Source organism: Photobacterium sp. TLY01, assembly GCF_021432065.1.
GTDB lineage: Bacteria > Pseudomonadota > Gammaproteobacteria > Enterobacterales > Vibrionaceae > Photobacterium > Photobacterium halotolerans_A.
The window spans coordinates 1,027,338-1,047,085 of record NZ_CP090364.1 but is presented as its reverse complement, the minus strand read 5'-3'; the positions used below and the strand labels follow the sequence as shown (position 1 = coordinate 1,047,085).

Here is a 19,748-nt window from a genome sequence, read left to right as displayed (position 1 = left end):
CTCCCCCTTGTGGGTTTAAGCTGAGATAACCCCAGCGTGATAGTTAAAACGGTTGGTCATTTTTGTGATCACGTCATCTAGGCTTTGCCGGTTGTCTGCATAGCCCTGCAACGCCGTGGCCGCTGTCTGCGTCGCCGTTTGCGCAGCCGCTTCGACAACTTCCACACGACTGAGAATTTCCTCAGCCACCGTGCCCACCGGACCCTGCGCGCCGACCGTGACCACTTGCAGGCCCGCAGGTTGCTTTTCGCGGTACTGCACCACCATGGTGGGCAGGTGCACCGTCACAAACCGCTCACGCCATAGGGTGACTGTTTGTGTGATATTCATGCTGCCCCCTTAAGCAATAGCGCCGCACCCCGCAAAATGCTGTACACGTCGCCACTGGGGAACGTAATTTTCAGCTCGTAATGCGCCCCCTGCCAGTCGGAAGGTAACTGCCCCTCGGTGAGCGCCGGGGTAATGGTGGTTTCAATCACATCACTTTCGTCGTCTGGCTTGGGGATAATGCGGATCAGGCCGTTGGCCGTGGAGCATTCCACTCGCCGCGTGCCATTTCCGTCCGCCACGGCGAACACAGCGGTGCAACCGTCGAGCTTCACCGCCGGGTTATCGGGATCATCCGTCATCCAGCTGGTTTCAAAACGAAAGGTGGTACCTCTGCCAATCCGCAGGTCGGGTGGGGAATTATCCATGGTGATTTTCCAAATCCATGACGCGGAACAACAGGCCCACATGGCGAGCCATGTTCGACACATTGGCCGCCGCCAGGGTGGCAAGTTCTTCCGTGATCAGCAGGTTGAGGTTTTCTGTACCAAGCTCCACCATCACGCTGTTCGTGGGCAGAGGGGAAATGTCCAGGGTGAACTTTTGTAACCAACTCGCGTTCGCCGACTTATAAGCCAGCAGTTCGCCAGGTACCGAATACACCGCCAGCAGGGTGCCGCTTTCCAGAAAAAAGCCCACCTCGCGCACTTCGTATTCTTTATTGCCCTTAAAGGCCGCTGCCATGCGAATTTGTGTCGGGCTGATGTCTTCCCAATCAGACACTGGCTCGCGTTGTTTTTCGTCATAAAGCCGAGTCTGGCCAGCGCTTGGCGTGTAGCTGCGGCTACCGGCGGCAATCCACTTGATGGCTCCTTTAATGCCCTGGTTTTTGGCACTGATCAGTTCAGCCAGGCCCGCTTTGGTGTATTGAACGACAGGTGTTGTCATGCAGTTGCTCCGGGGGTCAGATCAGACACAACCCACGCATGGATTGCGCCATAAAAAAATAAAGTGCCCACGCACACCGTAGAGGGAGGTAAAGCGCCCGGGACGTTGTCATCCGACACCGCCACCTGATACTGCCCGCCCCCCAGACACAAAGAGCCGGACGGCTGAGCCACCGGCGGCATGTTGCCGGTCGCGCTGTCATCAGAGTGCGTGAGGGCACGGTGGGCCGCGCCTGCCACGGTAAAGCCAGAATCCAGACCAAAAGCCAGCGTCAGGGATACAGTGTCCCGCTCTGATTTAGTGTTATCAATGCGGGCCCGCACCCTGTCAGCAGTCTTTTTGTTGACCGCTTCATTACGCCGCCAGGCAATCACGTCAATGTGATATGGGCCAGGCGAGTTTTCCATTTGGTACCAGGGGGTAATTTCCAAATCACAATCCAGCACATCCAGCGCCACTTTTAACCCGTGCCGGGTACCTGCCTTGCGGTGGATTTCAAATGCCCTGTGTGCGGTCTGTCGCTGCTGGGCCAGTGAGTCATCCGGCTGCCAGTCCAGCACGCCACGCTCTGCAGCCAGCAAAGCCACAAAAGCATTCGGGGTATGTAAGGGCTGTTTGAGCAGCGGGTATGGGCATTCGGTGTTTTCAATCAGTCGGTGCCAGGCGTACTCCAGCGCTTCTTCCAACGTGGAGCGGTTTTCCGGCTGCACCGACACAAAATCAGGCGACTTGGACATGGATAACAATCTCCGTGCAATACGGCGCTTCATCCCATTCACACTCGATGTCATCCGCCGGATTCTGCAAGATCACGCGCTTGGGGCTGAGGCTGTACAGCACGTCGCCCAGTTTCAGCCTGTCCACAAATCCACCCAGTTGTTGGACACTGTCCGCAAACGCCTGGGCGGCGGCTTTCGCCTCGTTCGGCGACACCGCATGCAACGGGTCACCCCCGGTAATCAAGGTGGCCTCAATGCGGTACGGTTTGGCGCGGGCCGACTGCACAATCAATTCGTCAGACTCCTGCGCGATGTCGTCGCGGTTCAGGTACCCACTCACCCGGTTAAGTAGTGCGTCACTCGCGGTGCCATCCGGTGATTCCCGGCTCAGTACCGCGATATGCACCTGGCCTGAGTGGGGGATCAGGGTTTTTGCCACCGCATCCCTCACTGGCATGGGTCGTGTCAGGTTCGGGAAGTCGTAACGCATCACTAGGGCATGGGGCTCAGTGGTCAGCGTAATGGTAGGCCGCTCATCCAGCGTCAGGGCATGGAACTTGTATCCCATACGCGTGCCTGTAGTGTGAAACTGGTAAGGAGCTAGGTCAAACCGGCGCAGTAAATCATTATCAGATTCCATTACCGCCGGCACCGGCGGAAACACCGAGTCATCCGCCGGCTCCAGTACCTGCCGTTTCAGGTTGTACTGCAGCGCCAGCAAATCCACCATGTCAGAATCTGTGACGAACTTACGAAACATCTGCAATGCCCAGTAATTCTGCTCCCGAATCTCTGCAATGCGCTTGAGTACAAACGCCTGGGTGATCTGCGCCAGCAGCTCCGATTCATTGGCAAAGGCTTCTGCCACCTCGGCAGCTTTATCCGAGTCTTTCTGCGTCAGGTAATCAATAGCGTGTTGTTTATATTCAGCGAGCAGCGTTTCAAAATCCGGTACCTGAAACGCATTTGGGATATTCATAAACCACCTTTTAACGTGAATGGCTGGCCCTGCCAGTGCCCTGTGACTTCTACCCGAAACCCTTTTCCTGTGGGTACAGCCCGGCACTGGGAAGCCTTAAAACTCTGCAAGCCATTTACCGGGCTGGCCAGTGCTTCCAGTGTCAGGTTCTGCACTATCATGGCCGTGGTTGGGTCCTGTAATTTTCCTAAGTAAGCAATGGCCCGATTCCCCACACCGCGGCGCTTTATCCGGCTGCTCACCTGCGTAGTCAGGATGCGTTCAAACCGACAGGCCAGCGCCTGCAAACCTGTTACGGTGCGCCCTGTTTTCGGGTCTATTCCTATCATGCTGTTCCTATCAAGGCTTCGCCTTACTGGTTGGTCGGCCTTCAGCATCATCATGGTGGTGCTGCGTCAGGCTCAAGCCATCAACGGACACATCACCACCGGTGATCGCCATACCGCCTGAAATCGTTGCAGCCCCGCCGCCGGGACCACCTGCAACAGCAAAGCCACCCATGTGATTAAAGTTACCCGTACTAACCGTGTTTCCAGTCAGGATGGTGTCGCCGGTTCGATTCACATTGCCCGTATGCTCCATATTCCCGGTGTGCGTCATATCCGCATTGATGATCAGACCGCCCGGATAATTCGCAGTCAGTTGTCCTGAATCCAGATCGTACAGCTCTGTCATTCCATTGCCGTAATCCGTCATCACTTCATTTTCTGCGGTGGTCGGGCATGGGTATTGGCTGGAAGGCAGCCCCATCAAAGCCACCGCATTATTGAGGTTGTCCCCGCTGCCCAAATTCAGCAGCAAGCATTGTTCGCCAAGGCTTGGCCTGCGGTATTGCGACACCCGGCCGGACGCGAGCACAAAAAAAGGGATGCCTGTCGCCAGGTTATCCCCCGTTGTCACATTCACTGCGTTTTCGGTCACCGCATTCACGTAGCCCAGCCGGATGATATTCGCAGCAGCCCGGCGGTTTTCTTCCACTTCCTGCTTTAAGCTCAGCAGCTCACGTTCCAGTGACAGCAGGCGATTCACCAAATGCAGCATTCAAGTCACTCCCGCAAAACTCCAGATCAAAGTGATCCACTGGGCCCATGTAGATGCGCTGCTTAAGGGTCACCACCCGCATGAACACACCCAGAGTGGGGTCAAACTTGCGCGGCACATTCGAGACCAACCGGCTCTCTTCTGTATCATCAAAACAACCAAAGCGCTGGTTGAGCAATTCGCGCTCCAGCCGTGTTGAAGCATCCAGCGCTTCTAAATCGAAATCGGTCGAGGTCGGTACTTCCACCAGAAACCGCAGCTCAATGTCATGAAGCTTGCGGCCATCGTTTCCCGTATGATTCACCGGTTCACTTTCGCCCACCTGATAGCTGATCGTTGTTTCACTGAGTTCAACGGGCGATCTGCGGTATGCGTTCTGAATCGAAATAGAAAGGGATTGCTCCAGCGAGCTGATCACATGCTTCACCCACTCACTGGGCACCCGAAAGAACGTATCGGAATTCACGGTGAAAATGCTCCTCAAATTTGCGATTAAGATCAGGCAAGTACGAATCAATAATCTCTTCTGCCTGATCAGAAATATCCATGGTGACCAGACGAATAGACTTACGCCCTTTCATGGTCCTGCGGAACACCAAAAGCTGATCGCTATCCATCGGGTTGATAAACGCACCATCGAAAAAATGCTCACCGACCTGCACACCAGATTTTGTCTGTACTGGTTTGCCCAAACGATGAACACCAATCTTCCTCACACCCACCCAGAGCTTGGAGGTGCGGCCGCTTTGATATACCCGAAAACGGGTACGGAATGATTTGGCTTCAATGTTAAGTTCAAAGCCCAGTTCCGCCATCGTCACTGCCTTGAACCAGTTATTAACGGAACGGATTGCCCGGCGAACAGCTTTATTTAGCTCATCCGGCAAGTGCTTAAACTTTTCTAAAAAGTCGGTATCAACCACCATCTGCGTATTCAGACCAACCACGTCTCCCCCCGGTTTCTTTGAGGTTCATGGTGTATTGCCGAATCAACTGGCTTTCATCGTTACCCCGGCCGCGTGCCGGTCCCTGAAACACCAGCTGATACAGCTTTCCTTTGTATGACAGCGTAGAGAGTTCCGGCAGCTCATCATTCGTCATCAGTGAGTACACGGTGCGCCCCTCTGTTTCCTGAGGGCGAACATACCCTCGAACAGGTAACGGCGTGCCATCCGGTGTGATTGCCAGCATCGCATTGCTAAAACAATCCAGTACAGAAGCCCGCAACAACGCACGGGCCTCATCAAAGGCAGCCATTAGGCCGCGGCTTCAGGTGTCACCAACTCGCCCGTCAGCAACACCCCGCCGTCATTAAACACACCCACAGACGCAGTGACCTTTCCAGCGCCTTGCGGCTGCGTCTTAGTAAATTCACCTTCATCGAAATAGGCAAACTCTCCCAAAAAAGCAGGTGTATCACCCGCTTTAATCGGGCCATCAAAGTGCCCTGTGTATCGCGCAGAGATCACAGCGCCAGCAGTTCCGCTCAGGTTCGGAACCACAACCAAATTGCCATACAGCAACGGGATATCTTTGGTCGCACCACCAGCCGGGGCAACAATGTCGATTTTCTTACCTTCAGAAATATGCATGTCAGGTTTCCTAAAAAAGAAAAGCGCCAAATCGGCGCTCTTTGAGGGAATAGTTCAGGGCACTTAAGCGGCGGCTTTGAACGTTGCTTTTGCCAGCCCGCGACGGTCTGCCACTTTGGCAGCCAGGTCATATGTAATTCGGAATTTGGCTCCGTCAGACGACCAACCTTCGTGGGTTTCCAGCCAAGGCTCTTGTTGACCATCAAGGAAGCCCATCAGTACGCTATCAAAGTCTTTCCCGGTCAGGGCAATCGCGCCGTTAATGTCGGCCAGTCGTGCGGTTTCAATCACTTTGCCGAATTTCTTGTAGCCCGGATTGAAAGTATCCGGCTTACTCGCGGTATTCAGCACTGCTTCGAGGTAACTGGCATGGTCCGGGTTCGCCAGCAAAATCTCACCGCGCAGATCCAGCGCATCCCCGCCACTGCTCACCGCTGTGGCAAAAGACTTATGCAGCGCCATTACCAACGCTGCATAATCACCAGCGGCAATGTCTTTGAACAGGTTGCCCCAGCCCTTATTCTGCGGCGCAAGGAAAACGTCTTTCCCGTCGCCCATCTTGGCACTTGCCAAGATCGCATTGAAATATAATTTGTCCGCCAGTCGGTAGGCTGCCTGCACAAACTTACGCGGCACTTTGGACACCAGCGCGATGTCATCGTTAATGATTGCCTGTCGGGTGAATGAGATTTCACGGCCAAAGGTCGCCAGCTGAATTTTCTCACCTGAGCCGGTCAGCATGGCTGTTTTGTACTCGCCGTCTTCAGATACTGCCATCAGGTCCGGTGCATCGTTCACCGTCACCATGTCAGTTTCTTTAAAGTTCGGCAGGTTCTCGGTATTTGCCAGCTCCCGAAATAGCGGCTGGCGAAGCTTGGCTTCCTCACGCATCACGGTGCGAACCCCTTCCGTGATAATCCCGGAAAAGTCTTGGCTGTTGAATGCCCGCGCCACCAGCTCATTCTTAGTACTGCAGGCCTTGGCATCTTTCCCCAGCGAGATTTCCGCCATATCCAGCAAAGACTTCAGACTGTATGGGTTATCTTTTTCCAGCTCGGCCACCGAGCAGCGAGCCAGCAGCGCATTTTGCAAAGCGTCTTTCGTGATGTTGCCGTTTCCTGCATGCACCGCTGAAGTGATATTCACGGGTTGCGGATCAGCGCCATTGGCTGAACTGTTGCCCAAACTGACCAGAATTTTCTGAGCCGCGTGTGCTTCCGTACATTCCATATCATTGAGCATTTCATCGCGCAGTTCATCACTGACCTTATGCTGAGCACACAGCACACGAATCGCCTGCTGACGTGCGTTTTCCTGTTTCACTGCCGCCTGCAGTGATGCTGAATCAATTGGTTTTGGCATGTTGTTTACCTGTTGCGAGGGAATAGTTACAGCCGCGCTCGCGGCCAGCGGTAAAGGTTCGGAACTGTCCGGCTCTGGAGCCGGCGTGGGTTCCGGCTCGGGTTCATTTTCTGGTTCCGGTACCGGCTTCAAATGGTTCACTAAATCAGCCGGGGGATGCGTGAAGCCTTTCAAAGCGTCAGAGCTCAATGCTTTCAGGCAGTTCGTCAGATTCACCGGGTCAATCACCTGATCAATCAGTCCAAATTCCAGCGCCTGCTCTGCGGTAAACCAGGTTTCAGCCGCCATTGCGGCCAGCACATCTTCCAGTGATTGTCCGCTGCGCTCGACGTAGGCTTCGGCCAACGTCTGCTTTGCATTTTTCAGTTGAGTTAGCGCACTTTCTAAATCCTGCTCACCACCCCACGCCCCAATCATCGGGTCATGAATCATCAGCGTGGCGTTCTCCGGCATATGGATTTCATCGCACGCCATCAAAAAATAGCTGGCAACGGATGCCGCAATGCCATCTACAATCCCGATGGTTTTGCCTTTGTGGGCCTTAATGGCGTTGTACATCGCCAGCCCTTCATACACAGAGCCGCCGTAACTTTGCACACGAAGCTCAACATCCTGCTCACCCACCACCTGCAATGAACGGATCAAATCCATGGCTTCAATGTCATACGCACCAATATCGCCGTGAATCCAAACTTTCACAGGCTGGCCCTCACCCTGATTTTTCAGGGTGAACCATGACTTATTACTCTTTGGCATGCTCGCCTCTCTGTTCTTGCTGAATGTTTTTGACCAGGTTATGGGCCGGGTCTGCCGTGCTCACGATGCCCATATCATTCATTGCATTGCGTTCGGCCTGAATTTCTCGGCGGGTTGCCAGCGGGTTGATGTTGCGCTCACGCTGCGAATGACTGAGAGAATGCAGGCCAAGGCGGGTACCTTTCTCAATGCCGGTCATCTCTTTCGCCGGATCAATCCACGGCATTACCGGAGCCTGATAAATCGCATTCAGAATTGACTCGCGGTCAACATCCTTCGGCACCTTCAGCTCGCCTGCCAGTACTGCCATAGGCAACGCCAGCCGATATTGCGGACGGGTCCAGCTGGTGACGAACTTGCGCTGAAGCACCCGGTAACGAGTGAAAGAATCAATCAGCTCCTGCCGTGCAGCGGAATAACTGCCCGTGTAATGCCGGGTCACGCTGGAGTTATTCACCCCGGCCCCGGCACTGGCCATACGCATTTGAGACTCGCGAAACGGGTTGCTCATCGCCTCCCGGCGGTTCGACTCAATAATGCCCGCGTCTTCACCCGGACTGAGTTCAAACGAGTTCCCATAACCCAGCGTCATATCAACCGGGTCACCCGCCCCTTTGAAGCCATCCCCTTCACCAAACGCGGCACCATCCTTCTTCACGAAGTAGCTGAAGCGGCTGGCGATTTGCGCGCTGATGCGCTCGCTCTGGTCGTAATCTTCCAGATCAGCAATCAGGTCCATCACCGAATGCAACAAGGAAACGCCCCGGTTCTGATTCAGCCGCCGGCTAAATTTCAAATGAGCCATATAAGCGGCATCCACCTCCACGAAATCAAAACCCAATGCATTTTTCTGAATCAAGTACTTCAATGGCTGGCCCAGAGCATTACGTTGAATGCCCTCCATCAACCCGCGTTCTTCCTCGATGATATGATGCGGAATGAAATCAGGCTCAAACGGCTGCACCGCAAACGGCGTGCGAGTCGGGTAATGAATGTCCGGGTGAACGCCCATGTAATAGCGCCCGAATACTTCCCCGTCCCGCAGCCAGGTACGACAAGCCAGCCACTCGGTTTCTGCCCGGGAATGCTCGCTGTCGATGTTCTGCTTCAGGGAATACAGCTCTAACCACTTGCTGATCGCCTGCGCAAACTCAACATGCACTTCGCCGTCTTTGTTGAGTGGCTGCGGTTCAATCATGATGCCGTTCGGCCCAACCACATTGGCGCACAATTCATCCAGAATCGCAGTGACAAACGGGTTGTTTTCATCAAAGTGCCGTGCCCGCTGCATCAGGGCTTTGGCATCGCGATTGAGCTGATTTGCTGTCCCGGACGATTTCCGGTTGGGTTTGCGCGTATTGGGATTTCGGGGAAGTGCGGCTTGATACCGGTTTAAAAGAATGCGGTCATGGGTGCGTTGCAACCCGGCTTTCGGGTTGAAGAACCCGACAAAGCGATCAATCAGGTTGGCATTACTCAAGGTAGTTCCTCCTGATCATACTGCTGCGACCGCCCTGCTGCTCCCGGGCTATCAAGCCCTGTAATCTTTCAATTTCCCGCCGCACCGTTGCCAGGCTGGCAAGTGTCATTTTCTCGCCTTCGGCGGTTTCCACCGCCTGCTGATTCAGAATTTTCCGTTCAGCGTCCAGGTACCATTGCAGGCGCTCACGATTCGTTGTCATCCGAAAATACCTCTTGAATGCCTGCGGCGCGGTTGCACCTGCCGTTCAAACACAGGCTGCTGATCCGCATCCACCACGTTAGAGTTAAACTGCCAGTCGGCCGCCCATGCAGGCGGGTTCTGCCAGTTGATTTCATCCCCGCCCTTGTAATGCATCGCCGCTTCAGCGTAAGCGCACAGGTCGAAGCTTTCATTTCTGGCCCGCTCCGGTTTTTGCCAGTTGCCTTTCTCGTCGACATACTCGGCCGTGAGTTCATCAAACCAATCCCGCTCCGCCCAGCTCGGCAGCCAGAAATAGCGCGAGCCAAATTCTGCCCGCTCATAGCTGGCAGACACACGGTTTTTCAAACGGTTGGTATGAAGGATCAACAGCGGAATTTCACCGTGGGCGTGTTTGCTGCGCTTGTCGGGATAACTCTCTTTCACCAGGTTATCCTGTTCGCGGCTGGCCCCTTTGAGCAGCCGGAACAAGTGAGACAAACCTTTGCCCTTCAGGCGGTTGTAAAACTGATAACTCAGTTCGGTAACACTGGTCGATTTGTTATCCCGCGTATCTCCAGAACCACCGGAGTCACACAGGGTGATCAGCGGTTTCATCACCCGCCCTGAACCATCAGCCAGCGGATAGGTTTTCTGCATCACCTGATCGATCAGTAAATCCCAATCTTCTGCATACACAGCCGGATTAATCCGGTCACCGTTTCGGTGCGGTGTAGTGAGAATTTCAAAGCGATCAATCACCCAGCGTTGTAACCCCTCACCAAACACCTGCGCCTGAACCACAAACCGCGGGTTTGACTTACCGCCCTGTACATCCACAGTCATGATAAGGAAGCGCCCGCCCAAAGGAATCACACCCCTGTCATAAGGATGCGCCATGGCACGTTGCTGGAGTTCATGAGCACCGATATCCTGCCCGCGAGATTGCAGAATGTAAGGCCGCCCGACATCGATATTAAAAAAGGATTTCAGGGTTTCTTCATCACCACTGGAATCATGAAGCGCTTGCGCCGTCAGGTAACGGTAAACAAGGTTCTCCCAGCTTTGATAAGTGGCAACCACCCCTTCAAACCAGAACGAAGCCCATTTCGACTGGCGGATACGATCTTCATCGGTGACTTCTTCACCGTACTGGTCAATCGCACCTTCCCGGAACCATTTTCCAGCAAGGCTTTTATCCTGCTTTTGAACTTCATCAATTCGGTGTGTACAACGAGGGCAACGGCAATGCGCACTCTTCGCCTTATCCTGCGGATCTTGATAGTCATCATCCCAATGAAGGGTTTCAAAGTGCGGCATAAAATAAAAACCACAATCATCGCATTGCCAGTAAAAGCGACGCCTGTCACCCGTATTGTAAAGCTGAGCAATACCGCCACAGGGTTGCACCTCGTGCGGCCCTAACTGTTCCACCGGTTTAGGGTGCCGGACAATCCGGCCGGGAGAGCTTTCCGCCATCGCCATGCCGGAAGACTTTGCGTTTTGAATCCGCTTCAGCATGAGCTGGAACTTACTGCCTTCCTGCCCAACCGACTCATCTGAACGGTCGTAATCAGAACACCCGGCGTAACGATAGGTACTGGCAGATAAAGACGTTTCCGTCGCTGAATCCAGCTTCAGGTTCATGCCGTTCTTGAAGCGTTTGAACGTCAGGTTATCGTCGGATTTACGCCCGGTTCGGAGTTTCACAATACCCGGCGTAGCACTGAAACATCGATCTAAATCGACCTTCGACATTTCTTCAGCTTTGGTTTTGGTGCTGTAAATCAGCAGCATATCGCCCGGGGCTTGAGTCACGGCATAGTTGATCCAACCTTCCACCATGGCTTTGGTTTTGCCGCTCCGGGCGGGACCACCGACAATCACGGCTTCATATATCCGGCGAGATAAACAATTCATCGGCTCCCGCATATAAGGAACCTGACTGGATAAAAACTTGGTCACATCGGTGCCGTCTGAAATCCAAAGCTCGTCATCTGCGGCTTCAACGGGCGTTTTATCAGAGGGACGGCACAAGTACGCCAGGCTGCGGCGAATCTCAGCAGCATCGGCAAATTTCACACCCAGACGTGGATCAAACTGTTTCAAGCTCATCGGCCACCGCCTTCAGGTCAAAGTTAAATAACCGCTCCAAGTCCTCAAGTTGCTGAGGGGTGGCAGTCGGAATTGCCGATTCAATGCGGGTAATAACCTTCTCTTTAAAGCTCTTTACCCCGGCAATACACAATGCAATTTCAATCTCATGGGCCTCACGGGTGACCAAGTCCTCAGCATCTTTTCCCAAGCTGAGTTTTTCCCGCTCAGCCTGTACAAATGCACGCAACTCAGCCGCCGTTTTAAACCCCATCAGATCCGGTGCATCACTTTGCTTCACCGGGCGTTGGCTTAAATGCATGGCCGCCTGAATCACATCGTAAAGCGGCGCGTTCTTCGGGCCGGTTGCCATTGGCTCAAGCCCGACGGCTTTAAATCGTTTGCGAATCGTTGCCCGGTTCAGCCCGAAGGCTTCCAGCTCCGATAAATTCCAGAGGCGTTTTTCATTGTTCATTGATCCCCTCGGGCAAGGTTCCGCACTGCTCGGGGTCGTCATAACACCGACGCAGATTTTCAATGCGAGATGCACATAAATCGAAATACATCAGCCAGACAGGATCGCGCCTTGCGGCATCGCCCCAGGTTTGCGGTGGTGAATGGTATGGCTGAGTGCAGGAAAGTAAGTAAGTGGCAGGCGGTTTAATCAGTTTGGTTTTGTATTGCGTCACCACCTGCGTTTTGGTGGTAGTACACCCAGCGGTCAGCACCAGGAATAGGCAAATCAGCACACTCCGCATTGGCAATATCCTTGTCTATTTGCTGTCTGGCCTGTGTGGCGTTGGCTTCCCACTGCTTACGTTGCTGCGCTGCCTGTTCAGCAGCCAAACGCTCACGCGCTGCGACGGCTTCCAGATATGCCACGGTTTGTTCCATCGACTGATTGACGGAAATTGCCTGCGTCAGTTGCTGCGCGACACTGGCCTTTTCTGCCAGAGCGGCTTTCAGCTTACGGGTGGTCAGGCAGTTATCAATAAATACGACGGCCAACAGTAGCGCCAGTACTGCTAGTCCGTAGGTTTTGAACCGAGTAACCATTGAGGCAAATCTCCCGTTCAGACTGGCGGCGCTTCACAATCCCCGCACAGTTGTTGGCAGCCACCCTGCAATCTTTCCCGTTCACAAACACCCAGCGGGTCAGTTCATCGCAGGCCGTTTCATCATCAGCATTTAGTTTTTTCAGAAAGGTGGAACGAGCAAAATTCCCAGCGCCCAAATTGAATACGAAGCTGACGCTCATATCGTATTGGGCCTGGCTAACATTGGCGTTGAGCAGCCGATCAACCACCCGCTCTGCCAACTGAACATCATCAATAAACCAGTCGGCCATGTCGCGGTAACTTGCCACATCGCCTTCTTTCACGTTTTGTGTGTGGCCCAGCCCTAATGTCCATTTATCGGCGCTGCATTGGTAAGCTGCGACCATGCAGCCTTCATAATCAGCAATGTGCTTTAAACCGTTTTCACTGGTTTTCAGTTCAGTATTTGTGGTGAACACCAGCCCCAACACCACGGCGACTACACAGCCGCCGCTAGTCTTCCATTTGTTCATAGGCTTTCCTTGTATCCGGGTGGTTTTCCAGTACCTGCAAGGTGCGGCGTTTGTAATACCAGTTCACAAACATGGTGATGAGCGTGGCAATAATAGAAACCAGCACGCCCACTTCGTTGAATGACAGGCTCGAAAAAAAGCCAGTGAAACCCGCCCAGAAGTAGGCGAACCAAGTAATGATTTTCTCTTTCATAGGCGAATTTCAGACATAAAAAAACCGCCGGAATGGCGGTCTGACAAGAGACAAAACAGCAGATAACAAAAAACCCCGCCGAGTGGGCGAGGTTTTGCACTGTGGGAATTTTGCTTCATTTGGGGGTGAGTGTCAACACTCAGGCACTAGATGTATGCATCATGTGACATGAATCACATTTAAAATGTGAATTTCAACACTGTGATTTTACACAGTAATTCTTATCAAAAAAATTGAGTTTTTTTTCTAATTGCTATAATTTACGTTGTGTCAATTAGACGATCTGTGTGATTCACACAGTTTGTGTAGATGAGCTAAAGAGCACGACAAAAGACTAGGTACCAAGCACAGAGGAACATACCACTGTGCTATTTGTGCCATTAGGAGAAAAATAATGGGAATGCCAGCAGTTAAGCAAGTCCTTGATAAATATTGGGATAGGCGTGTTCCTGTAAATATTGAGGCTATAGCAAGCAATCTTGGCATCGATGTAGGGTATATATCCCCTTTTGATCCCGGTTTAGACGAAATGCAGTCACTCAGCGGTTATGCTGAAGTAACAGATGATGGGCGTAAGTTTGCCTATGCAAACCTATGTGATTCGCCCAACCGACAGAGATTCACTCTTGCGCATGAAATTGGACACCATGTACTAGGACACGTCTACCCAGGAGCAGGTAAACGTAGAGATTATCCAGGGTCATTCTCTACTGACTCTGTTGCTTGGGAAGAAAGAGAAGCAAACAACTTTGCTGCCGAGTTACTCATGCCGGATGATGCCATTCGGCACTTTATTTATAATTTGAAAATTTCCTCAATTGTAGAGCTTGCAAGCCACTTCAAAGTATCTCAAGTTGCGATGCAATTCAGACTCAAAAACTTAGGTGTTCTATCAATTAGCGCCTAATTAATTGATTACCAGAGATATTCCATATACTCTAAGGCCCTCTAATAAATGAGGGCCTTTTTGATGGCAATTGATGATGATCAGGCAGGTACAACTATACCAGCAAGCAGTGTTGGGACGATTGATCCAAGTGCTGATTTGAGCGATGGTCCATTACCTACAGGCACATCGTTACAAAATGAAAGAGAAGTTGATTTCAGAATAAAAGAACAGACAACTTTTCTATGGCTAAAAGGTGTATCTTTTGCCGTTGTGATGCTTCTTGCTGTCGCATTTTTGATTGTAGGGCTTTGCTCCACAACGAAATCCATCAGCCATATTAAAGATTTGCAAATGCAATCTGCACAATCTGTAACTCTACAAAGTAACCACCAATCTACTGACTCTCAACCTCAAAAGTCATCAGAAAGCAAACAAGCGAGCAAAGACACGCCTTCACAAAAAAATGCTCCTGCAAAGAAAAGTCTTATGGATCCTATGTTGTCAGCCGGCTCAATCATTACTTTAGTTGCATTTATGTTAGGTGTTGGACTTACATTAATGCTTACATTAATCAAGTTTACTTTTAACAATCAGCAAGAGGTTCAACAACAGAGCGTAACTGTTGCTGGCCCGTTAAGCGAACTTCTGACTAACATAGTTGAAGCCATCAACAAAAAACTAAAAGGTTAATCATCAACACCGCACCTTCGGTAAGTCCCGCCACTTGGTGGTGTACTGAGGCGAGAGAAATTCTCGCCTCATTGCCCAACGGGGATCGATGCCCTGAGCAGCCAGAAACAACGCCCCGCTGCCGTACTTCTGATTCAACCCGTCGAACGCTTTCATCAGGGCCGGGTTACTGGGTGAATCATCAAACAAGTCTTCTTGCTTGTGCTTGCCGCTGGTCAGGTCGATGAAACCGACCCCGATTTTGTAGTACCGCACATCAGGCTTATAGAGTGCTGCCAGTTGTGCTGCAACAGCCTTCGTGATCGCCACCGTATCGTCTGTTGGAAAAGCAAATCGGTATACCGTCTTAAAGCCTTGCGGCTTTTCGTCATACGGTGAGTTCGCAGCGAAGACCATCATTGTACGTACCAGCGATTGCTGCTGCCTGAGTTTCTCAGCAGCAATTGCAGCATGTTTGCAGATCGCCTGACGTAACATTTGCGGACAAGTAATGCGTTCCCCAACACTTCGCGTGCTGAATATCTGCTTCTTGTCTGCTCTTGCTTCGTCCCAGCCTTTACAGACTTCCCCGTTTAACTCACGGACAGTACGCTCGACTTCTACATTGAACTCTTTACGGGCAATGCCCGGCGGCATTCTTGCCAGCTGTAGCGCGGTATTGATTCCCATGAATTCCAGCCGCTTGCGAATCCGGGAGCCAATTCCCCAAACGTCTGACGTTTTCATCTGCCCCAATATCGCTGTTCTCTGCGGTTCGTTGTCGATCACACAAACACCGTGGTAACCCTCAACCTTTTTAGCCGCATGGTTTGCAACTTTTGACAGCGTCAGCGTCGGGCCAATGCCAACACAAACGGGCAGCCGACATTCTTTCCACACAGCTCGCCGCAGCTGCTGGCCATGCACCAACAAATCTGGAATCGCTTTCTCACAACGATGAAATGCCAGAAACGATTCATCAATAGAATACACATGCTGCTCAGGAGCGAACCTGCCGATCACTTGCATCATTTTCGCGGAGAGATCACCATACAACTCATAGTTTGAAGAACAGGCAATCACGCCCCGCGCTTCGCACATAGCCCGCATTTCAAAGTAGGCTTTGAACTTCTCAACGCCAGCCTCCTTAGCCTGCCGATTCGCGGCAACCACACAGCCATCGTTGTTGCTCAGAACAACCATCGGACGGCCGCGCAGATCCGGCCTGAAAACTTGCTCAGCACTACAGTAGAAAGCGTTCGCATCAACTAAGGCATACATACTTATTGTTCCGTTAGCAGCCGGCTTTGGCGGTGACAGCGAATAGAACGCACAACGACTCCCTCGACCGAGAACTGATCTACTTCAGAAATCCACATAGGTGGATAGCCAGGCGAAGCCGATAAAAGCCGCCGCTGTTTGGTATCAACCAGCTTACAAACAAACTCACCGTTGATGTTCGCAACAACCACATCCATGTTTTGAACCTGCACATGACGATCAACAATGAGAATGTCACCATCGTAAATGCCCACGCCTTCCATACTGCGTCCACAAGCTCGGCCTATAAATGTCGCACTCGGGTGCTCCACCAAGAGTTCATCTAAGCTCAGAGGTAGTTGTTGATAATCGGCAGCAGGGCTTTCAAAGCCTGTTATACCTGCACTTGCTGATATTGGGATTACTTTCATACTGGATATACTGTTTATTTATACAGTATCATTGTGGGCACAGTTTTGCTCTTGGTCAATACTGATCAAGTTCAATATTAGCGATTTCAAATGGAGGTATACCATGTGCGGACGGCTCAACATTCTGGCTAACATGCTGAACAATCAGGTATCGGACGAGCTTCGCATTCGGTTCGAAGCGGAAGAAAATTCCGATCTGCGGCCAACGCAAAAAGTATCGACTGTGATCAGCAGCCCGAATGGCCTGGAGCAGCTGGACATGCACTGGGGCATTCAGCCCAACTGGTCGAAGAAACTGCTGATCAACGCACAGGCAGAAACTGCTATGCAAAAACCCACCTGGCGCAGTGCCATGCAAACCCATCGTTGCATTGTGCCCTGCTCAGGTTGGTACGAATGGCGTGATGAAGGTGGTACCAAAAAACAGAAGTACTTTTTTAGCCACCCTGAAGGACAGCCACTCTACATGGCCGGTATCTGGTTTGAAGGTGAACAGCCGTTGCTTGTAACGCTGACCACGAAAGCGAATGAGATTTGTAAACCTGTTCATCATAGAATACCTGTCATTATCAACCAAGAAGATATATACGAATGGATTCAAAGCTGTGTAATTTCAAGAAGCTCTAAGAACCACATCGAAATTTCAAAGGTTTAGTAAACAGTTTTTCCCAGAACTTTGGCAATCAGACTTTGCTGAGAGTGTGTATTTGTTTTTCTAAAGATAGACTTCATTTGCGTTTTAACTGTATTCATAGATACATAATATTTTTCTGAAAATTCTTGCAAACTTAATCCATCAATTAACCCGTCCACAAGCCTTTTCTCTTTAGGTGTTAGGCTGTAGGCTTTTATACACCATTCAGTATCTACTGTATGGTAAGAAACAATCGTCAAAAAAATCCGGGTCTTACCCGATTCAGATGGAGCTGGAAGCAGCCTAATAAGTGAACCATCATGTAATACGAACTCGCTAAACCCAATAAAATTAAATTGATTAACATTCCTCTCAAGGAGAGCTTGATCTGAATGAAACTGAAAGTTCAATTTATATGTGTTAATATCCCCTCTTCTTTCAATCACCCATTTGCAAAAATTTGAATTCATATCGATAATATTACATCTTGCGTCTAGCACGCATACTGGAAAATTACAAAACTCCATTAATGGAAGTATCAAATTCTTTCTAAACTCATGATTTTGTTTGCCACTTTTAATTAACATGCATTGGGAAACATGTTTAGACAGAACGCTAATAAGATTATTAATGTCACGACTATACTCATGGTGACTTTTAGACCTGTTTATCGATAGAGTAATAGGGATATTATTAATAACATTATGAAAACCAGATACATGATACGCTTCCACATCATTGTAAATCTTATGAAATTTAGTGCCATTAATACAATCATGTATCGCTGGGGTGGTAGTGATTAGTACACCTGGTTTCAATGACAATGCAATTTTTGTTAAAGGATCATCCTCAACAATATCAAACCATGAATGTATTGGCTCCCTCCAAGATTCACTATCAACATCTAGATGTAAATCACTCCCCGTACACAATACCGCTTTATTACTTCTCGTAACATCTTTCAGTAAATTCAAAAACTCACTATAATCATCTTTAATCATTCCATCATATAAATACCGAACCAACTCAGAAAATAATTCAATATTCATGTGCATTCTTAATCAAAAATTCTATTAACTATCAATTATATGCATTAAAAAAACTAATGATGTCTTAAAATAGAGAATAGTCTCAGATATTTGAGACTATTCTAATGCTGACTATTTTTTTACTTTGAAAAACCGATACTTAAAGAGGAATACTAAAGTTATTAATATTACAAACCAATCAAAAGCCCCTCCTCCAGAATCATCAGCTGATGTTGAATCACTTGATGGTGGAGCACTTCGCCTAATGTCTTCATCAATTACTTCAACAGGTTGACCACCATTATCTACTATTACCCCATTTATAAAGTCAATATAACTAGATACGTTTGTATATACTGCTGGTAATTCAGGAACAATTCCTTTACTACAACTCCCATCACCAAAACTCGTAATTCCAACCTGAATTTGCTTACCTTCTAATGATGTGTATAAAGGTCCACCACTATCACCTAAGCATGCAGTTTGTTCATTAATCACTTCTATACATACAACATTTGGTAAATTATCAAGTAAACCAGACCAAAATGGCAAGCATTGTAAAAAATTCAACATTCCAACTGAACCTTTTTGTAAATTACTTGATGCCATTCCACTTTCAGTAATACCCCAGCCTGCTATTTGAAGTTCCAAATCACTAAATGGTATTGACTCCACGAAATTGAAAGACGGCAAATAAGAATTTATTAACTTGTAAAGATTAGGAACATATATCAGAGCTATGTCATCCCTGAATTTATTTGGAATATCTAAAGTAGGATCATATTCCGGATGAGGTATAACAGCAGCTGAGCTATAAATGTTATTTGAATTCGAAGGTGGGATATATAGCTCATTAATAATCACATCAATGTTACTATATATTTTCCCGAATTCATTATAAATACAATGTGCTGCAGTAAGAACCCACTCATCTTGTATTAAAGTCCCACCACAATTTGATACAAACCCATTTTCAAGGTCAATTTCCAGAAAAACCATATTTGGAAACTCTCCAACCTCAGCTGGATTGCCGTTAATTACATCTATATCCGCATCGCCAGCCATTAATGGGAAATTAATAATCATGAACAGAAAAAACATTGTGCCTTTCATATCAAACTCCTATTAATCGTTATTTCAACAACCACTCCATTAAGGAGAATTCGTTTTTACAGTGTTATCTTACAAAGAACTCCGCACCTAATCTTCACCCATACGGGTGATTATTCTTTTACTATGCCTGTAGCATATCCATAATCAAAAAGTACAGAATTAAAGGTGCTATGATGATTCAACAGGGAATTCCGCATTCAATTCTAATTGATACGCCAATTTCTAATACGATTAACGATACTCACCCTAAATCAACAAATTGCATAATGATTGAATTTCATGAGCAGCCACAGCGATGCGTATGATGAAGGATTTAATTCCGGCCCTCACTATCACAATCCATACCCTCCAAACAGCCGAGAGTACGACGACTTTGAACGAGGTTGGACACAGCGCCTCAAACGGTCTTCAGCTGGCTGGGGAGGTGGATGTGTCATCGGTCGGAAAATGACTCTAGCTGAACGATACAGAGAACCATCGCCATCAAATTCAGTCAAACCTACAGTTAGTTTCAATGGATATGCGAATGCCAAACAGAAAGGA

At 49.6% G+C, this 19,748-nt stretch carries 26 protein-coding genes; 3 read left to right on the top strand and 23 right to left on the bottom strand.

Going from position 1 to position 19,748, the window contains the following annotated elements; translation table 11 throughout:
* Window positions 1–15: 15 nt before the first annotated feature.
* The 19 genes from LN341_RS05285 to LN341_RS05195 form a co-directional block, all read right to left on the bottom strand.
* On the bottom strand, window positions 16–330 hold the full coding sequence (locus LN341_RS05285) for a hypothetical protein (protein ID WP_234204258.1): 315 nt from the start codon (window positions 328–330) through the stop codon (window positions 16–18).
* Window positions 327–695 carry a hypothetical protein gene (locus tag LN341_RS05280; RefSeq protein ID WP_234204257.1) on the bottom strand — a complete coding sequence of 123 codons (369 nt, stop codon included), beginning with the start codon at window positions 693–695 and terminating at the stop codon, window positions 327–329. The genes LN341_RS05285 and LN341_RS05280 overlap by 4 nt, the downstream gene beginning before the upstream one ends.
* Window positions 688–1,215 (bottom strand): phage tail protein, encoded by a 528-nt coding sequence (locus LN341_RS05275; RefSeq protein ID WP_234204256.1) that lies wholly within the window; start codon window positions 1,213–1,215, stop codon window positions 688–690. Before LN341_RS05275 ends, LN341_RS05280 begins: the two co-directional genes overlap by 8 nt.
* Window positions 1,212–1,952, bottom strand: coding sequence for a phage tail protein I (locus tag LN341_RS05270; RefSeq protein ID WP_234204255.1), 741 nt, complete (start codon window positions 1,950–1,952; stop codon window positions 1,212–1,214). The genes LN341_RS05275 and LN341_RS05270 overlap by 4 nt, the downstream gene beginning before the upstream one ends.
* Window positions 1,936–2,913 (bottom strand): baseplate J/gp47 family protein, encoded by a 978-nt coding sequence (locus tag LN341_RS05265; RefSeq protein ID WP_234204254.1) that lies wholly within the window; start codon window positions 2,911–2,913, stop codon window positions 1,936–1,938. Before LN341_RS05265 ends, LN341_RS05270 begins: the two co-directional genes overlap by 17 nt.
* On the bottom strand, window positions 2,910–3,242 hold the full coding sequence (locus tag LN341_RS05260; RefSeq protein ID WP_234204253.1) for a phage baseplate protein: 333 nt from the start codon (window positions 3,240–3,242) through the stop codon (window positions 2,910–2,912). Before LN341_RS05260 ends, LN341_RS05265 begins: the two co-directional genes overlap by 4 nt.
* 10 nt (window positions 3,243–3,252) lie before the next feature.
* Complete coding sequence (locus LN341_RS05255) at window positions 3,253–3,954, bottom strand: phage baseplate assembly protein V (protein ID WP_234204252.1); 702 nt, start codon at window positions 3,952–3,954, stop codon at window positions 3,253–3,255.
* Entirely contained in the window at window positions 3,914–4,420 is a 507-nt protein-coding gene (locus tag LN341_RS05250; RefSeq protein WP_234204251.1) for a hypothetical protein, read from the bottom strand. The genes LN341_RS05255 and LN341_RS05250 overlap by 41 nt, the downstream gene beginning before the upstream one ends.
* Window positions 4,386–4,901, bottom strand: coding sequence for a phage tail protein (locus tag LN341_RS05245; RefSeq protein ID WP_234204250.1), 516 nt, complete (start codon window positions 4,899–4,901; stop codon window positions 4,386–4,388). The genes LN341_RS05250 and LN341_RS05245 overlap by 35 nt, the downstream gene beginning before the upstream one ends.
* Window positions 4,870–5,211, bottom strand: coding sequence for a hypothetical protein (locus LN341_RS05240; protein ID WP_234204248.1), 342 nt, complete (start codon window positions 5,209–5,211; stop codon window positions 4,870–4,872). The genes LN341_RS05245 and LN341_RS05240 overlap by 32 nt, the downstream gene beginning before the upstream one ends.
* Window positions 5,211–5,546: a hypothetical protein gene (locus tag LN341_RS05235; protein WP_234204246.1), complete on the bottom strand. Its 336-nt coding sequence runs from the start codon at window positions 5,544–5,546 to the stop codon at window positions 5,211–5,213. Before LN341_RS05235 ends, LN341_RS05240 begins: the two co-directional genes overlap by 1 nt.
* 63 nt (window positions 5,547–5,609) lie before the next feature.
* Window positions 5,610–7,664, bottom strand: coding sequence for a ClpP-like prohead protease/major capsid protein fusion protein (locus LN341_RS05230; protein WP_234204244.1), 2,055 nt, complete (start codon window positions 7,662–7,664; stop codon window positions 5,610–5,612).
* Complete coding sequence (locus tag LN341_RS05225; protein WP_234204243.1) at window positions 7,651–9,144, bottom strand: phage portal protein; 1,494 nt, start codon at window positions 9,142–9,144, stop codon at window positions 7,651–7,653. The genes LN341_RS05230 and LN341_RS05225 overlap by 14 nt, the downstream gene beginning before the upstream one ends.
* Complete coding sequence (locus LN341_RS05220; RefSeq protein WP_234204242.1) at window positions 9,137–9,346, bottom strand: hypothetical protein; 210 nt, start codon at window positions 9,344–9,346, stop codon at window positions 9,137–9,139. Before LN341_RS05220 ends, LN341_RS05225 begins: the two co-directional genes overlap by 8 nt.
* The gene (locus LN341_RS05215; protein ID WP_234204241.1) at window positions 9,343–11,439 is read right to left on the bottom strand and encodes a terminase gpA endonuclease subunit; all 2,097 of its coding nucleotides are present in this window, start codon (window positions 11,437–11,439) and stop codon (window positions 9,343–9,345) included. The genes LN341_RS05220 and LN341_RS05215 overlap by 4 nt, the downstream gene beginning before the upstream one ends.
* The gene (locus LN341_RS05210) at window positions 11,420–11,893 is read right to left on the bottom strand and encodes a DUF1441 family protein (RefSeq protein WP_234204240.1); all 474 of its coding nucleotides are present in this window, start codon (window positions 11,891–11,893) and stop codon (window positions 11,420–11,422) included. The genes LN341_RS05215 and LN341_RS05210 overlap by 20 nt, the downstream gene beginning before the upstream one ends.
* Window positions 11,894–12,078: 185 nt before the next feature.
* Window positions 12,079–12,426 carry a hypothetical protein gene (locus tag LN341_RS05205; protein ID WP_234204239.1) on the bottom strand — a complete coding sequence of 116 codons (348 nt, stop codon included), beginning with the start codon at window positions 12,424–12,426 and terminating at the stop codon, window positions 12,079–12,081.
* The gene (locus LN341_RS05200) at window positions 12,407–12,988 is read right to left on the bottom strand and encodes a lysozyme (protein WP_234204238.1); all 582 of its coding nucleotides are present in this window, start codon (window positions 12,986–12,988) and stop codon (window positions 12,407–12,409) included. Before LN341_RS05200 ends, LN341_RS05205 begins: the two co-directional genes overlap by 20 nt.
* Window positions 12,969–13,181, bottom strand: coding sequence for a phage holin (locus LN341_RS05195; RefSeq protein WP_234204237.1), 213 nt, complete (start codon window positions 13,179–13,181; stop codon window positions 12,969–12,971). The genes LN341_RS05200 and LN341_RS05195 overlap by 20 nt, the downstream gene beginning before the upstream one ends.
* A 394-nt stretch (window positions 13,182–13,575) precedes the next feature.
* Between LN341_RS05195 and LN341_RS05190 the strand changes: the two genes are divergently transcribed.
* Both LN341_RS05190 and LN341_RS05185 read left to right on the top strand, forming a co-directional pair.
* Entirely contained in the window at window positions 13,576–14,088 is a 513-nt protein-coding gene (locus LN341_RS05190) for an ImmA/IrrE family metallo-endopeptidase (RefSeq protein ID WP_234204233.1), read from the top strand.
* A gap of 63 nt (window positions 14,089–14,151) precedes the next feature.
* On the top strand, window positions 14,152–14,760 hold the full coding sequence (locus LN341_RS05185; protein ID WP_234204231.1) for a hypothetical protein: 609 nt from the start codon (window positions 14,152–14,154) through the stop codon (window positions 14,758–14,760).
* Between the two features lie 3 nt (window positions 14,761–14,763).
* Here the strand turns inward: LN341_RS05185 and LN341_RS05180 are convergent, their stop codons facing one another.
* Window positions 14,764–16,020: a Y-family DNA polymerase gene (locus LN341_RS05180; RefSeq protein ID WP_234204230.1), complete on the bottom strand. Its 1,257-nt coding sequence runs from the start codon at window positions 16,018–16,020 to the stop codon at window positions 14,764–14,766.
* Between the two features lie 2 nt (window positions 16,021–16,022).
* Window positions 16,023–16,430 (bottom strand): LexA family transcriptional regulator, encoded by a 408-nt coding sequence (locus tag LN341_RS05175; RefSeq protein ID WP_234204229.1) that lies wholly within the window; start codon window positions 16,428–16,430, stop codon window positions 16,023–16,025.
* Window positions 16,431–16,563: 133 nt separating this feature from the next.
* Between LN341_RS05175 and LN341_RS05170 the strand changes: the two genes are divergently transcribed.
* A complete protein-coding gene (locus LN341_RS05170; protein ID WP_234204228.1) occupies window positions 16,564–17,085 on the top strand; it encodes an SOS response-associated peptidase in 522 nt (173 codons plus the stop codon).
* On the opposite strand, the gene LN341_RS05165 is transcribed toward LN341_RS05170, so the two are convergent.
* Together LN341_RS05165 and LN341_RS05160 are read right to left on the bottom strand one after the other, a co-directional pair.
* Window positions 17,082–18,113, bottom strand: coding sequence for a helix-turn-helix transcriptional regulator (locus tag LN341_RS05165; RefSeq protein ID WP_234204227.1), 1,032 nt, complete (start codon window positions 18,111–18,113; stop codon window positions 17,082–17,084). The two genes, LN341_RS05170 and LN341_RS05165, sit on opposite strands and share 4 nt — an antisense overlap.
* Window positions 18,114–18,224: 111 nt before the next feature.
* Window positions 18,225–19,205, bottom strand: coding sequence for a trypsin-like serine protease (locus LN341_RS05160; RefSeq protein WP_234204226.1), 981 nt, complete (start codon window positions 19,203–19,205; stop codon window positions 18,225–18,227).
* Window positions 19,206–19,748 lie beyond the last annotated feature (543 nt).

What these genes read in the sequence shown, in the direction of transcription:
- LN341_RS05285 (WP_234204258.1), bottom strand. Translation starts at nt 330, where the DNA reads ATGAATATCACACAAACAGTCACCCTATGGCGTGAGCGGTTTGTGACG.
- LN341_RS05280 (WP_234204257.1), bottom strand. Translation starts at nt 695, where the DNA reads ATGGATAATTCCCCACCCGACCTGCGGATTGGCAGAGGTACCACCTTT.
- LN341_RS05275 (WP_234204256.1), bottom strand. Translation starts at nt 1,215, where the DNA reads ATGACAACACCTGTCGTTCAATACACCAAAGCGGGCCTGGCTGAACTG.
- LN341_RS05270 (WP_234204255.1), bottom strand. Translation starts at nt 1,952, where the DNA reads ATGTCCAAGTCGCCTGATTTTGTGTCGGTGCAGCCGGAAAACCGCTCC.
- LN341_RS05265 (WP_234204254.1), bottom strand. Translation starts at nt 2,913, where the DNA reads ATGAATATCCCAAATGCGTTTCAGGTACCGGATTTTGAAACGCTGCTC.
- LN341_RS05260 (WP_234204253.1), bottom strand. Translation starts at nt 3,242, where the DNA reads ATGATAGGAATAGACCCGAAAACAGGGCGCACCGTAACAGGTTTGCAG.
- LN341_RS05255 (WP_234204252.1), bottom strand. Translation starts at nt 3,954, where the DNA reads ATGCTGCATTTGGTGAATCGCCTGCTGTCACTGGAACGTGAGCTGCTG.
- LN341_RS05240 (WP_234204248.1), bottom strand. Translation starts at nt 5,211, where the DNA reads ATGGCTGCCTTTGATGAGGCCCGTGCGTTGTTGCGGGCTTCTGTACTG.
- LN341_RS05235 (WP_234204246.1), bottom strand. Translation starts at nt 5,546, where the DNA reads ATGCATATTTCTGAAGGTAAGAAAATCGACATTGTTGCCCCGGCTGGT.
- LN341_RS05230 (WP_234204244.1), bottom strand. Translation starts at nt 7,664, where the DNA reads ATGCCAAAGAGTAATAAGTCATGGTTCACCCTGAAAAATCAGGGTGAG.
- LN341_RS05220 (WP_234204242.1), bottom strand. Translation starts at nt 9,346, where the DNA reads ATGACAACGAATCGTGAGCGCCTGCAATGGTACCTGGACGCTGAACGG.
- LN341_RS05215 (WP_234204241.1), bottom strand. Translation starts at nt 11,439, where the DNA reads ATGAGCTTGAAACAGTTTGATCCACGTCTGGGTGTGAAATTTGCCGAT.
- LN341_RS05210 (WP_234204240.1), bottom strand. Translation starts at nt 11,893, where the DNA reads ATGAACAATGAAAAACGCCTCTGGAATTTATCGGAGCTGGAAGCCTTC.
- LN341_RS05200 (WP_234204238.1), bottom strand. Translation starts at nt 12,988, where the DNA reads ATGAACAAATGGAAGACTAGCGGCGGCTGTGTAGTCGCCGTGGTGTTG.
- LN341_RS05195 (WP_234204237.1), bottom strand. Translation starts at nt 13,181, where the DNA reads ATGAAAGAGAAAATCATTACTTGGTTCGCCTACTTCTGGGCGGGTTTC.
- LN341_RS05190 (WP_234204233.1), top strand. Translation starts at nt 13,576, where the DNA reads ATGGGAATGCCAGCAGTTAAGCAAGTCCTTGATAAATATTGGGATAGG.
- LN341_RS05185 (WP_234204231.1), top strand. Translation starts at nt 14,152, where the DNA reads ATGGCAATTGATGATGATCAGGCAGGTACAACTATACCAGCAAGCAGT.
- LN341_RS05180 (WP_234204230.1), bottom strand. Translation starts at nt 16,020, where the DNA reads ATGTATGCCTTAGTTGATGCGAACGCTTTCTACTGTAGTGCTGAGCAA.
- LN341_RS05175 (WP_234204229.1), bottom strand. Translation starts at nt 16,430, where the DNA reads ATGAAAGTAATCCCAATATCAGCAAGTGCAGGTATAACAGGCTTTGAA.
- LN341_RS05170 (WP_234204228.1), top strand. Translation starts at nt 16,564, where the DNA reads ATGCTGAACAATCAGGTATCGGACGAGCTTCGCATTCGGTTCGAAGCG.
- LN341_RS05165 (WP_234204227.1), bottom strand. Translation starts at nt 18,113, where the DNA reads ATGAATATTGAATTATTTTCTGAGTTGGTTCGGTATTTATATGATGGA.
- LN341_RS05160 (WP_234204226.1), bottom strand. Translation starts at nt 19,205, where the DNA reads ATGAAAGGCACAATGTTTTTTCTGTTCATGATTATTAATTTCCCATTA.